At 69.2% G+C, this 13,198-nt stretch carries 11 protein-coding genes; 6 read left to right on the forward strand and 5 right to left on the reverse strand.

Features of this window, described 5'->3' with window-relative positions; all coding sequences use genetic code 11:
* Nucleotides 1–277 precede the first annotated feature (277 nt).
* Both glgX and treY read left to right on the forward strand, forming a co-directional pair.
* Nucleotides 278–2,398, forward strand: a complete 2,121-nt coding sequence (gene glgX, locus ACT89H_RS14210) for a glycogen debranching protein GlgX (protein WP_445109059.1) — start codon at nucleotides 278–280, stop codon at nucleotides 2,396–2,398.
* Nucleotides 2,399–2,433: 35 nt separating this feature from the next.
* On the forward strand, nucleotides 2,434–4,842 hold the full coding sequence (treY, locus tag ACT89H_RS14215) for a malto-oligosyltrehalose synthase (RefSeq protein WP_445109328.1): 2,409 nt from the start codon (nucleotides 2,434–2,436) through the stop codon (nucleotides 4,840–4,842).
* Here treY and ACT89H_RS14220 read toward each other — a convergent pair.
* Both ACT89H_RS14220 and ACT89H_RS14225 read right to left on the reverse strand, forming a co-directional pair.
* Nucleotides 4,735–6,033 carry a T6SS phospholipase effector Tle1-like catalytic domain-containing protein gene (locus tag ACT89H_RS14220; RefSeq protein WP_445109060.1) on the reverse strand — a complete coding sequence of 433 codons (1,299 nt, stop codon included), beginning with the start codon at nucleotides 6,031–6,033 and terminating at the stop codon, nucleotides 4,735–4,737. The two genes, treY and ACT89H_RS14220, sit on opposite strands and share 108 nt — an antisense overlap.
* Before the next feature lie 80 nt (nucleotides 6,034–6,113).
* Nucleotides 6,114–6,347 (reverse strand): hypothetical protein, encoded by a 234-nt coding sequence (locus ACT89H_RS14225; protein WP_445109061.1) that lies wholly within the window; start codon nucleotides 6,345–6,347, stop codon nucleotides 6,114–6,116.
* An 88-nt stretch (nucleotides 6,348–6,435) separates the two neighbouring features.
* On the opposite strand from ACT89H_RS14225, the gene ACT89H_RS14230 reads away from it, so the two are divergent.
* Nucleotides 6,436–6,870 carry a nitroreductase family deazaflavin-dependent oxidoreductase gene (locus ACT89H_RS14230; RefSeq protein WP_445109062.1) on the forward strand — a complete coding sequence of 145 codons (435 nt, stop codon included), beginning with the start codon at nucleotides 6,436–6,438 and terminating at the stop codon, nucleotides 6,868–6,870.
* A gap of 75 nt (nucleotides 6,871–6,945) precedes the next feature.
* On the forward strand, nucleotides 6,946–8,301 hold the full coding sequence (gene ilvA, locus ACT89H_RS14235; RefSeq protein WP_445109063.1) for a threonine ammonia-lyase IlvA: 1,356 nt from the start codon (nucleotides 6,946–6,948) through the stop codon (nucleotides 8,299–8,301).
* Between the two features lie 15 nt (nucleotides 8,302–8,316).
* On the opposite strand, the gene ACT89H_RS14240 is transcribed toward ilvA, so the two are convergent.
* Both ACT89H_RS14240 and treZ read right to left on the reverse strand, forming a co-directional pair.
* Nucleotides 8,317–9,570, reverse strand: a complete 1,254-nt coding sequence (locus ACT89H_RS14240) for a serine hydrolase domain-containing protein (protein ID WP_445109064.1) — start codon at nucleotides 9,568–9,570, stop codon at nucleotides 8,317–8,319.
* 111 nt (nucleotides 9,571–9,681) lie between these two features.
* Complete coding sequence (treZ, locus tag ACT89H_RS14245; protein ID WP_445109065.1) at nucleotides 9,682–11,421, reverse strand: malto-oligosyltrehalose trehalohydrolase; 1,740 nt, start codon at nucleotides 11,419–11,421, stop codon at nucleotides 9,682–9,684.
* 221 nt (nucleotides 11,422–11,642) lie between these two features.
* Between treZ and ACT89H_RS14250 the strand changes: the two genes are divergently transcribed.
* The gene (locus ACT89H_RS14250; protein WP_445109066.1) at nucleotides 11,643–12,260 is read left to right on the forward strand and encodes a class I SAM-dependent methyltransferase; all 618 of its coding nucleotides are present in this window, start codon (nucleotides 11,643–11,645) and stop codon (nucleotides 12,258–12,260) included.
* Nucleotides 12,261–12,263: 3 nt separating this feature from the next.
* On the opposite strand, the gene ACT89H_RS14255 is transcribed toward ACT89H_RS14250, so the two are convergent.
* Nucleotides 12,264–12,665, reverse strand: a complete 402-nt coding sequence (locus ACT89H_RS14255) for a PPC domain-containing protein (protein ID WP_445109067.1) — start codon at nucleotides 12,663–12,665, stop codon at nucleotides 12,264–12,266.
* Between ACT89H_RS14255 and ACT89H_RS14260 the strand changes: the two genes are divergently transcribed.
* Nucleotides 12,664–13,131 (forward strand): hypothetical protein, encoded by a 468-nt coding sequence (locus ACT89H_RS14260; RefSeq protein WP_445109068.1) that lies wholly within the window; start codon nucleotides 12,664–12,666, stop codon nucleotides 13,129–13,131. The genes ACT89H_RS14255 and ACT89H_RS14260 overlap by 2 nt on opposite strands.
* The last annotated feature ends 67 nt before the right edge of the window (nucleotides 13,132–13,198 follow it).

The following is a 13,198-nucleotide window of genomic DNA, read 5'->3' on the forward strand; positions in this document are numbered from 1 at the left end:
GACCGCAGGGGCGGGCGAAGTTCGGCCGTTCCCACACCTGGTGGCGCTTCCTGGACCGGCCCGCCGACGCGCCGTCGTGCACGCTGCGCGCCCCACGCTCCGGCGACCACGGCCGGTGATCCAGCTCTACCCGAACGAACGCGGCTGGGACGCCACCGACGTACTCGGCACTCGCACCCGTCGCCGATGATCCGGAAAAAGCCTTCGACCTCGCTCGATCCGCTCGGTCACAACCACCGGCACAACGGAGGACCCGGCTGACGCTACTGTCGTTGCCATGGCTCAGCCCGATGCAGCGCCCGGTGACGGGCCACCTCTGGGTGTCTGGCCCGGCACCGCCTATCCCCTCGGGGCCACCTATGACGGCGCGGGCACCAATTTCTCGGTGTTCTCCGAGGTCGCCGACGCGGTCGAACTCTGCCTGATCGACGGGGACGGCGCCGAGACCCGGATCGCGCTCGACGAGGTCGACGGCTATGTCTGGCATGCCTACCTGCCCGGGATCGATCCCGGGCAGCGCTACGGATTCCGGGTGCACGGCCCGTACGACCCCGACCAGGGGTTGCGCTGCGACCCGAGCAAGTTGCTGCTCGATCCGTACGGCAAGGCTTTCGACGGCGACTTCGACGATCACCCCTCGCTCTACACGCACGGGCTCGACTCGCTCGGCCACACCATGACCGGCGTGGTGATCAATCCCTACTTCGACTGGGGCGCCGACCGCGCGCCCAACCGGCCCTACCACGAGACGGTGATCTACGAGGCGCACGTCAAGGGCATGACGATGACGCATCCCGAGGTGCCGCAGGACATCCGCGGCACCTACTCCGGCATCGCGCACCCGGCGATCGTCGACCATCTGAAGGGGCTGGGGGTCACCGCGATCGAGCTGATGCCGGTGCACCAGTTCCTGCACGACCGTGTGCTGCTCGATCTGGGACTGCGAAACTACTGGGGCTACAACAGCTTCGGCTATCTCGCGCCGCACAACGAGTACGCGACGATGGATCGCGCCGGGTCGGCGGTCACCGAGTTCAAGGCGATGGTGCGCGCGCTGCACGCCGAGGGCATCGAGGTGATCCTCGACGTGGTCTACAACCACACCGCCGAGGGCGACCACCGCGGCCCCACGATCGGATTCCGCGGCATCGACAACGCCGCCTACTACCGCTTGGTCGACGACGACCCGTCGCACTACATGGATTACACGGGCACCGGAAACAGTCTCAACGTGCGCCACCCGCACACCTTGCAGCTGATCATGGACTCGCTGCGCTACTGGATCCTGGAGATGCACGTCGACGGCTTCCGCTTCGATCTGGCCGCGACGCTGGCGCGGGAACTGCACGACGTGGACCGGCTGTCGACGTTCTTCGACCTGGTGCAGCAGGATCCGGTGGTGAGCCAGGTCAAGCTCATCGCCGAACCGTGGGACGTCGGCGAGGGCGGCTACCAGGTGGGCAATTTCCCCGGTCTGTGGACGGAGTGGAACGGCAAGTTCCGCGACACGGTGCGCGACTACTGGCGCGGCGAACCGGCGGCGCTGGGCGAGTTCGCCTCCCGGCTCACCGGCTCGTCGGACCTGTACGAGGCCACCGGCCGCAGGCCGAGCGCGAGCATCAACTTCGTCACCGCGCACGACGGGTTCACGCTGCGGGATCTGGTGTCCTACAACGAGAAGCACAACAAGGCCAACGGTGAGGACAACCGGGACGGCGAGAGCTGGAACCGCTCCTGGAACTGCGGTGTCGAAGGTCCGACCGACGATCCCGACATCCTCGCCCTGCGCGACCGGCAGAGCCGCAACCTGCTGGCCACGCTGATGCTCAGCCAGGGTGTGCCGATGCTCGCGCACGGCGACGAGATGGGCCGCACGCAGCACGGCAACAACAACGTCTACTGCCAGGACTCGCCGCTGGCCTGGATGGACTGGTCGCTGCGGGTGCAGAACGCCGATCTGCTCGAATTCACCCGGGCGGTGGTCGCGCTGCGCACCGCGCACCCCGTCTTCCGGCGCCGCCGCTTCTTCGCGGGCGGCCCGATCCGTTCGGCGGACAACGCCCGCGACATCGCCTGGCTCACCCCCTCCGGCGAGGAGATGACCGGGGCGGATTGGGACAGCGGATTCGGCAAGTCGCTGGCCGTCTATCTCAACGGCGAGGCGATTCCCGAGCCGGGCCCGCGCGGCGAGCGGATCACCGACGACTCGTTCCTCTTGTGTTTCAACGCCCACGACGCGGCTATCGATTTCGTGCTACCGAGCACCGGCGAAGGCGCGGAATGGTCTGTGGCACTGGACTGTTCGATGCCGACCGGCCTGGCGGAGGCCGGGTATTCCGGCGGCGCCACCGTCACCGTCGAAGCCCGCTGTCTGCTCGTCCTCCGCCAGGCCGCCTGACCCGAATGCCGATGAACGCACCTGATCCCACCGAGATGTACGTGACCGACCCGGTGTCCCTGCGACGCAGACCCGCCCGCCAGACGACGATCCGCAGCGCCTACCGGCTCCAGCTGCGACCGGACGGGCTGACCTTCGCCGAGGCCCGCGCCATCGCCGAATACCTTCAGCAACTGGGCATCTCCCACCTGTACCTGTCGCCGATCATGACCGCGGCCCACGGCTCCACGCACGGTTACGACGTCACCGACCCGACCACGGTCTCCGCCGCCCTCGGCGGGCCGACGGGGCTCAAGGCCCTCGCCGACGAGGTACGCAGCCGCGGTATGGGACTGATCGTGGATCTGGTGCCCAATCACGTCGGCGTCGCCGATCCCCGCCAGAACGCCTGGTGGTGGGACGTGCTGCGGAACGGCCGGGAGTCGCGGTTCGCGCGGTATTTCGACATCGATTGGAGCCAGGGCAACGGCGCGGGCGGCCGGCTGGCGCTGCCGGTGCTGCAGAGCGAGAACGACCCGGCCGCGTTGACCGTGGACCGCTCCGGCGCCGAGCCCATGCTCGCGCTGCACGATCTGCGTTTCCCGATCGCGCCCGGCACCGACGGCGACAACGCCCTGCGCATCCACGACAAACAGCACTACCGGCTGGTGAGCTGGAAAGCCGGGCTGTGCACCTACCGGCGGTTCTTCGCGGTCAGCAGCCTGGCCGCGATCCGTCAGGAGCACCCCGAGGTCTTCGAGCTCACCCACCGCGAACTCGCCGCGTGGTGCGAGCACGACCTGATCGATGGCGTGCGGGTCGACCATCCGGACGGTCTGGCCGATCCCGCCGGCTACCTCGCCCGGCTGCGCAGGCTGATCGGCCCGCGCCGGCTGCTGCTGGTGGAGAAGATCCTGGCCAACCGCGAGCCGCTGGACGCGACGCTGCCGATCGACGGCACCACCGGCTACGAGGCGCTGGCCGACTTCGGCGGCGTGCTGATCGATCCGCGCGGCGAACCCGCGCTCACCGAACTCTCGCGCCGGGTCGCCGGGCACGGCAGCGACCGGGCCTGGATCGGCGAGACCGAGCACCGGATCAAGCGCGCGGTCGCCGAGACCATTCTGACGCCGGAGGTGCGGCGGCTGGTGGCCGCGATCAAGCAGGACGCGAACGCCGAGAGTTTCGACACCATGGCGCTGACCAACGCCACCATCGAGGTGCTGGCGTTCATGCCGGTCTACCGGGCCGACTACGCGCCGCTGACCGGGATGACGGGCGCGGTGATCGCCGAGGTGGAGAAGCGCAACAGCGAACTCACCGCGCCGCTGGCGGTGCTGGTCGCGGCGCTGGCCGTCGACGGGGCCGCGGCGATGCGCTTCAGTCAGGTCTGCGGCGCGGTGACCGCGAAGGCGGTCGAGGACACCATGTTCTATCAGGCCGCGCGGCTGGTCTCGTTGCAGGAGGTCGGCGGCAACCCGGCGCGCTTCGGCCACTCGCTCAACGAGTTCCACCTGTCCAACAGTCAGCGCGCGCAACGCTGGCCCGCGACCCTGACGACCCTGTCCACGCACGACACCAAGCGCGGCGAGGACGTACGCGCCCGCATCGGCGTGCTGTCGCAGGCCGCCGAGACCTGGGCGCGCAACGTCGACTCCTGGCTGGAGACCACCCCGGCGCCGGACGGGGCGACGGCGCTGTTTCTGCTACAGAACATGTTCGGGGTGTGGCCCGCGGACGGGCGACCGGCCGCGTCGGTGCCCGGCCTGCGCGAACGCGTGCACGCTTTCGCCGAGAAAGCGATGCGGGAGGCCAACACCAAAACCTCCTGGGAGGAACCGGACGCCGAGTTCGAGGCCGCGGTGCACGCCTGGCTGGACGCGGTGATCGATGGACCGGTAGGCTCCGAACTCGGCGACCTGGTGCACGAGCTGGCCCCGCACGCCTGGTCGGACGCGTTGTCGCAGAAGCTTTTGCAGCTGTGCGGGCCGGGTATCCCGGACGTCTACCAGGGCTGCGAGCTGTGGGAGGATGCCCTCGTCGACCCGGACAACCGCAGGCCGGTGGACTTCGCCGCCCGCGCGGGCATGTTGCACTCGCTCACCGGCACGCCCGCGCTGGACACCACCGGCGCGGCGAAGATGTGGATCGTCGCCTACGCGCTGTGGTTGCGCCGCGAGCGTCCCGAGTGCTTCGTCGGCGGCACGTACCGGCCGCTGTTCGCCACCGGCGACCACGCGCCCAAGGTGGTGTCCTACGCCCGCGGCCGCGCGGGCGAGGCCCCGGAGGTCATCGTCGCCGCCACCCGCCACAGCGTGAGCCTGGCCGAGACCGGGTGGGGCGACACGTTCCTCGACCTACCCGCGGGCAGCTGGACCGACCGGCTGACCGGCCACGCCTTCCAGGGCCGGGCCAGGCTGGAGAAGATGTTCGCCAGGCTGCCCGTCGCGCTGCTGGTGCGCTGACAGCCCGGGCGCGGCGGCCCCCGCGCAAGCCTGCTCGAGCTGCTTGGCGAACACACCGCGGACCTGCTCGAACGTCGTCTCCGGGATTACACCGCCCAGTTCTTCGCGCCAGCGGCGCAAGTTGGCGGGATGGTAGTCCAGCGCGTCCCGAGCGCTGGCGGACAGCCGCACGCCCTGATCGGTGGGCATGGACAGCCGGCGCCAGGAATCCCAGTGGAACCGGCGACTGCGCGGATTGCGCAGCGTCCGTACCACGTTCAGGATGCGGTAGCCGATGCTCAGGGAATCGTGCAGCCGCATGTGGTCGCCGTTGACGTGCTCGCAGCGCTTCGACAGCGCGGCCAGCCGGTCCCGGTCGAAGGCCAGCCCGACCGACTCCGCCTCGCGGACCATCCACCGCAGCGTCATGTCGGACAGGCCGCATTCGGCGTAGCCGCCGCCGATGTCGCTGTGCACGCCGGGGAACCACACCTGCTTGACCCGCTCGAAGCCGCGCCGGTACTTCACCGTCGGTTCGACCGGCACCTCCCACACGCACGGTTCGAAGTTGCGCCGCCGTTCGTCGATGGCCAGCGCCTGGCGGGCGCAGTGCACGTGACGGGAGAGCTTGACGTCGTGGAAGCGATGCCGCAGCGAGGTGATGCCCGGTACCCCCAACGCGCCCACGGTGTCGAATACGCCGAGGAAATCGATCTTCGCTCTGCGGCAATACCTCCGGCGGAATTCCCGCCACTGCGCGGGCTCGGCCGGATCGGGGTTGTCCGGCGTCGGCGCGGGCGGTCGTTGCCGGTAGATGCGCAGGGCTTCCGGGTACTGGCCGTCGATCATCGCTTCGGGAGTCATGATCCCGATACGGTTGATCAAGCCGGCCAGGCTGCGGGCGGTGAAGGCGCCGCGGCTGAAGCCGAAGATGTAGATCTCGTCGCCCATCTCCCAGTTCAAAGCCAGATGCCAGTACGCGGACGACAAGTTCGCTTCGAGTCCGAGTCCGAAAGCGCCGCCCATCAGGCGATCGCTGAGGAACCCGCGGGCGCCCGGGCCGGAGACATACGTGACCCACTGCTGGATCGTCTCCCCCGTCGGTCCCGGTGCGTCGAACCGGATCGTCTGCGCGATTTTCACAATGTTGGAAACCGTGCTGCTCGACTCGGCCTTCCACGTGCCATCGCAACACACGATGAGTCGTTTCATGCGTTGATCCTCCCGCCGGCATCCCACCGAAACCCGCGTATTCGACTACTCGAATCATCGCCTGCGGCGGGGAAATGTCACTACGGGGTGTCTCCGGGCCGCTCGCCGAGACCGGCGACCGCCATGCCGATCAGCCACCGGGCCGCGCCGAGCGCCGCCGCGGCGAGTACCGCGATCTGCAGCGATCCGGTGATCACGGCCAGGACGAGGCAGGCCACCAAGCCGACGACCACCGCGTCGAGCTTGTACACCGGCCACGGGCTACCCGCGATGTCGATCGTGGTGCCGCGTGTCGAAGAGGGAACGACCGCCATCTCCTCAGGGTAGTCACAATCGGAATTTCGGTCCAGCGAACTTTTTGTGGACGGGAACACAGTGACTCGCGGCGGTGTTGCCGCAGACATGCCACTGACCGGCGAATACGAACCGAGCACATCCGACTGGGCCCGCGAGCAGGCCGAGAAGTACGAGAACTCCGGCGGGACCGAGGCCACGACCCTGCAAGGCGTGCCGATCATCCTGCTCACCACCAAGGGCGCGAAGACCGGCAAGCTGCGCAAGACGCCACTGATGCGGGTGGAGCACGACGGCGAGTACGCCGTGGTGGCCTCGCTGGGCGGCGCGCCCAAGCACCCCGTCTGGTACTACAACATCAAGGCCGAACCGCACGTCGAGCTGCGCGACGGCACCGTCAGCAAGGACTACACCGCGCGCGAGGTCTTCGACGAGGAGAAGGCGCGGTGGTGGGAGCGCGCCGTCGAGGTGTGGCCGGATTACGCGAACTACCAGACCAGGACCGATCGCCGGATTCCCGTCTTCGTCCTCACGCCCAGGTAGCTTCCTCGCAGGTAGTCAGCGTGTCACCGCCACCCGCCGCAGCTCGCCGCCGCGGCGGGTGGCAGCATATTCGGGGTGTCCGATCCGCTTGATCTCCTCGACGCACTGTCCGCTTCTCGTCCCGCGCTCACCGCGGACGAGATCGATGCTGCCGCCAAGCGAATTGCCGACGTCATCGATCCGACCCCGCTGCAGCGCAGTGAGCGACTGTCCAGGCTGACCGGGGCGAACGTCTATCTGAAGCGCGAAGACCTCAGCGCGGTCCGCTCCTACAAGCTGCGCGGCGCCTACAACCTCGTGGTCCAGCTGACCGAGGAGGAACGCGCCGTGGGTGTGGTCGCGGCCAGCGCGGGCAACCACGCGCAGGGCGTGGCGTTCGCCTGCCAGGCGATGGGGATCAAGGGCCGCATCTACGTGCCGACCACGACGCCGAAGCAGAAGCGTGATCGCATCCGGGTGCACGGCGGGGAATTCGTCGAGCTGATCGCGGTCGGCGAGACCTACGACGCCGCCGCCGCGGCCGCCGCCGCCGATGTGGAGCGCACCGGCGCGACCATGGTGCCGCCGTTCGACGACACCCGCACCGCGGCCGGTCAGGGCACCATCGCCGCGGAGATCCTGGAGCAACTCCCCACCACGCCCGACCTGGTGATCGTGCCCGTGGGCGGCGGCGGTTGCCTGGCGGGCATCGGCACCTATCTGCGCGCGCGCTCTCCGCGCACCGCCATCCTCGGCGTGGAGCCCGCGGGCGCGGCCTCGATGACCGCGGCGCTCGTGGCTGGTGGCCCGGTCACGCTGCCGGAGATCGATCCGTTCGTCGACGGCGCTGCGGTGCGCCGGGTGGGCGCCGTGCCGTACGCCGCGGTGTCCGGATTCGGCGGGCGGGTGGTCTCGCACGCCTCGCTGCCGTTGCTGACCACCACCGAATCCCCCAGGGGCGCAGGCGCTTTCCAGATGATGCAGGTCGACGAAGGCGCGATCTGCACGACCATGCTCGACCTGTATCAGAACGAGGGCATCATCGCCGAGCCGGCGGGCGCGCTCACCGCGACGGCGCTGGCGGAGATCACCGTCGACCCCGATTCGACGGTGGTCTGTCTGGTGTCCGGCGGCAACAACGACGTGTCCCGCTACGGCGAGATCATCGAACGCTCGCTGGTGCACCGCGGGCTCAAGCACTACTTCCTGGTGGACTTCCCGCAGGAGCCCGGCGCGCTGCGCCGTTTCCTCAACGAGGTGCTCGGCCCGGAAGACGACATCACGCTGTTCGAGTACGTCAAGCGCAACAACCGGGAGACGGGCGCGGCACTGGTCGGCATCGAACTCGGCGCGCCGGACGGGCTTGCCCCCCTGCTGGAACGGATGCACCACTCCCCGATCCAGTGCGAGCGCCTCGAGCCCGATTCACCGGCCTACCGCTACCTGACCTGAGCCGGAATCCGGCGCTCAGGCGGCCTTCGGCGTCTGCGCCGCCGGTATCCGGCGCCGGGAAGCGCGCAGGCAGTTCAGCATGAGCGGCAGCAGCCAGAACGCCGCGGTCTGGTCGTAGCTCAGTTGCGCGACGGACAGGCGGTTGTGCACGAAGCCGACCGACAGGCCCAGCCGGGGTTCGGCCCAGCCGAAGGAGCCCCCGAGGCCGATGTGCCCGAACCCGGCGTGAGCGCCCGGCATCGGCAGGGAGTGGTATCCCAGACGCCACATCATCGGCAGGTAGAACAGCGCGCGATCGGGTTGGTAGGTCTCGACGCGGCGCAGTGCCCTCATGGTGCGGCGGCCGAGGTACCTGCTGCGGTCGGCCGCGATGCCGTCGTTCGCGAGCACGCCGTACAGCTCGGCCAGCGCGGGCGCGGTGGACACCCCGTTGCCCGCACCGAGTTCCGTATCCAGAATCGGCGGGCTGACGCCCTCGAGAATGGCTTCCAGACCGGGCAGGAAAAGGCAGCGGGTGGCGGCGCCGAGCGCGCCGGGAATCCGGTGACTGCGGCCGAGAACCGCCGCACCCAACGGCTTTCCGAGCGCACTGAGCTGGGTGCCCGCCAGCGGGGCGTAGGTGATCGGGGCGCCGGCGGGCGGCCTGCCCAGATGCAGGCCGCCGATGCCGAGCGGCTCGGCGACCTCGGTGCGGATCAGTTCGCCCAGGCCGGTGCCGGTGATCGCGCGCGTCAAGCCGCCGACCAGCCAGCCGAAGGTGAGCGCGTGGTAGGTGGGCACGCCGAGCGACCGGTCGGGCTTGGCCGCGGCCAAGCGCTGTTCCATGAGCTCGTGGTCCAGCACGTCGGCCAGGCCGCCGGTGGCGATCGGAGCCAGCGCGGACAGTCCCGCCCGGTGGGTGAGCAGATGGCGAACGGTGATCTTGCGCTTGCCGTTGGCGCCGAACTCCGGCCAGTACTCCGCGACGGGGGCGGAATAGTCGAGCAACCCACGGTCGGCGAGGCGGTGCACGACGGTGGCGGCGATTCCCTTGGTGGCCGAGAAGATGATCGTGCCGGTGTCCCTGGTCCACGGAACGTCACCGGCGGAGCCGACCCAGATGTCCACCAGCGCCTCTCCGTGCCGGTGCAGCGTGAACGCCGCTCCCGCACCCCGGCGGTTGCCGTACGCCCGTGCGAAAGCGCGCACGAACGGTGCGAATTCGGCGGCAGCGCTGCCACCCATCCCCGGGGGAAGAACCGCGAGGTCCCCGGAAGCGACGTTGCTCATCTCTCCACGGTAATGGCATGGGACGATTCCGGCAAAGCGCCTGTCTCGGACAGTTGTACGGCCGTTACCGGACACCCCCGAAAGCCTGCCGCGAGCTGGGGTTCCACCCGCTCAGCGGGGGCCGAGAGGCGCGGTGTCCAGCAAGGTGAAACAGTGGCCGGGAACGGTTGTGGCGGAAGGCCCGATCGTCGGGGATTCCCAGGACAGCAGCGGGATGCCCGCGATCGGCACCGCGACCTGGTCCTCGCCGAGGTTGCACACCAGCGCCAGCGTGCCCCGGTGCACCACGATCCAGCGCGCGGCCTCGTCGTAGTCCACCGAAACATGGGTCAGCCAGGGGTCGCTGAGCTCCGCCCGCTCGCGGCGCAGTGCGAGCAGAGCGCGATAGCAGGACAGCAGCCGGGCATGCTCCGGCTCGTCCACTTCCGTCCAGTCGAGTTTGGAGCGCAGGAAGGTTTTCAGATCCTGCGGGTCCGGCACCTCGCCCGCCGGCCAGGCGTGCTCGGCGAACTCCTTCTTGCGCCCGGATGCGGTGGCGGCGGCGACTTCCGGGTCGGTGTGCGAAGTGAAGAACTGGAACGGCGTGTGGGCGCCCCACTCCTCTCCCATGAACAGCATGGGCGTGAACGGCCCGCACAACACCAGGGCGGCCTTGATCGCGAGCTGGCCGCCGGTCAGGTAGGCGCTCGGGCGGTCACCGAGCGCCCGGTTGCCGACCTGGTCGTGATCGCAGGTGTAGGCCAGCAGCGCGCTGCCTGGGAGCAGGCTGCGATCGATCGGGCGGCCGTGCGTGCGGCCCCGGAAACTGGAATACGTTGCGGCGTGGAAGAAGCCGTGCTTCAGCGTGCGGGCCAGGCAGCGCAGGGAACCGAAGTCGGCGTAGTAGCCCTGCCGTTCACCCGAGACGGCGGTGTGCACGGCATGGTGCAGGTCGTCATTCCACTGCGCGGTCAGGCCGTAGCCGCCGGCCGAGCGCGGGGTGATCAGCTTCGGGTCGTTGAGATCGCTCTCGGCGATCAGCGTCAGCGGTCTGCGCACGTGGGTGGCCAGCCGCTCGGTCGCGACGGCCAGTTCGGCCAGCAGATGCGTGGCCGTGTGGTCGACCAGGGCGTGCACCGCGTCCAGGCGCAGCGCGTCGATGTGGAAATCGCGCAGCCAGCGCACCGCGTTGCCGACGATGTACCGGCGCACGTGATCGGACTGCGGACCGTCGAGATTGAGGCTCTGTCCCCAGGTGTTGCGTCCCTCGGTCAGGTAGGGCGCGAAGCGCGGCAGGTAGTTGCCGGACGGTCCCAGATGGTTGTAGACGACGTCCAAGCAGACCGCGAGCCCGCGGGCGTGGCAGGCGTTCACGAACCGTTGCAGACCGTCGGGCCCGCCGTAGCTTTCCTGCACCGCGTACCAGAGCACGCCGTCGTAGCCCCAGTTGTGGGTGCCGTCGAAGGCGTTCACCGGCATCAGTTCGACCACCGTCACGCCCAGCCCGACGAGGTGGTCGAGCCGTTCGATCGCGGCGTCGAAGGTGCCGTCGGGGGTGAAGGTCCCGATGTGCAGTTCGTAGTAGACCGCCCCGGCGTGCGGCCGGCCGGTCCACCCCGCATCGGTCCACCCGGCCGGATCGAGGGTGTGCAGGGCCGAGCGGGCGTGCACGCCGTCGGGCTGGCGGGGCGAGCGCGGATCGGGCAGCACGGTCGGGTCGTCGTCGAGCAGGAAGCCGTACCTGGCGCCGTTCGCGGCGGGTACGTCGGTGCGCCACCAGCCGTTCGGCGACCGCGTCATCGAATGGACGACACCCTCCAGATCCAGTCGCACCGACTCCGGCCGCGGTGCCCACACCTCGAACACAGTCACCGGGCCAGCATCCCACGGGCACGTCCGGTCCGCCCGATACGGACACCGGCCTCGGGCGCAGCGGCGCGTGTGGTCCCGGCTTCCCGGCCGACCGGCCGGAGTCGCTTCACTCGGTCCGTGCGGCCACTGAGGCCGAATGGAGGGCAGGACCGAAGAGGCGCGGAAATCCATCGGGCCGTACAGCCCTGGCCGCGACGGGCGATGCCTGTCAGAGTGAAGGCGTGGGTGTCTACGCCGAGCATGTGCTGCCGCGGATCGTCGATCTGTCCTGCGGATTGCGGGAGTTGGCTCCGCTGCGCGAGCGGGTGTGCGCCGGACTGCACGGACAGGTCGTGGAACTCGGTTTCGGTTCGGGACTGAACGTGCCGTTCTACCCGGCGACGGTCGTGTCGGTGCGTGCGGTCGAGCCCGCCGATCTCGGCTGGCGGCTGGCGAGCGAACGCGTCGCCGCCGCCACCGTGCCGGTCGAGCGGGCCGGGCTCGACGGGCAGGCGCTGCCCTTCCCGGACGACGCCTTCGACTGCGCGCTGTCGACCTGGACGATGTGCACCATCCCCGACATCGCCGCCGCGCTCGCCGAGGTGCGCCGGGTGCTCGTCCCGGGCGGAACCCTGCATTTCATCGAACACGGGCTGGCGCCGGACGAGAAGGTGCGGGTGTGGCAGAACCGGATGAACCCGGTCCAGAAACGACTGTTCGGTGGCTGCCACCTGAACCGCGACATACGCGGCCTGGTGGCAGACGCCGGTTTCGACATCCGCGACGCCGAGTCGTTCTACAGCGCGAATGGTCCCCGATTCCTGGTGGCCCAGACGCTCGGCGTCGCGGTGTCGCCCTGACGATCAGACGATGCGCACCGACAGGGTGTAGGTCGCGTTGCCGCGGCTCGGCGCCACCGAGATGGTGTAGTAGCCGCTCTTCGGCAGCGTGATCCGGCTCCAGGTCTCCTCCGCGCACAAGACGCGTCCGTCCGGGCCGCTGGTGGTGAACCGCGCATTGTCCTCGATCGAGGTGAGCTCGAGGGTCAAGGTCTGCCCCGCCCGCGCCTCGAACGCGAAGGTGTCGGCGTCGCCGCGGACGACCGCTCCGTCGATCGACGTGTGATCGCTTCCTGGCGCGAACTTGATCTCGTAGACCGAGCCCGCGTTCGCCGCGCCGGCCCCGACCGTCGCGACGGCGAACGCGGGGACGAACAGCGTGACGCCGAGTACGAGCAGACGCAGGGTGCGCAGGATGGCTTGCATGGTGATCCTCGTTTTCTGGAGTGAACGACTTACCCCAGAACTATCCGCGATCCCGCCTATCGGATGCTTAACAGCCGCTTGGACCTCGATCATCATCGGGTTATCGGCCGACACCGTGAGCGGACAGCAACTGGGTTGGGGCGGCCTGGCCTTCAGCGCGGGCCTCGGTCCGAGTTCTGGGCGGATGGCCGACTTCATCGGACCGTCCGCTTTCGCCATTCGAATGCTGTTCGTGTGCAGCAACATAGCCGCATGGCCCAGCAACATGGAAGCCTCTCCGTCGCACAAGTCCGAATCCTGCGGGTGTTCAGCTACGGAGGGATGGCCGCGGCCGGGTGCCACTCGCGACATCACCGAGGAAGGAGACAAAGGTTTGCGTGACAAGAGGAGTAGCGGCGTCGTGGTCGCGCCGCCGAGTATCTGCGGCTCTGCCGATGTCGAGTTGGCGCACCGGCTCATGCGGTGACACCGTGCGCACCAGCCATCACCGAACACGGCGAAGGCGGTGACCATCCGCCAGGACATGGCCGCTG

Source organism: Nocardia aegles, assembly GCF_052545135.1.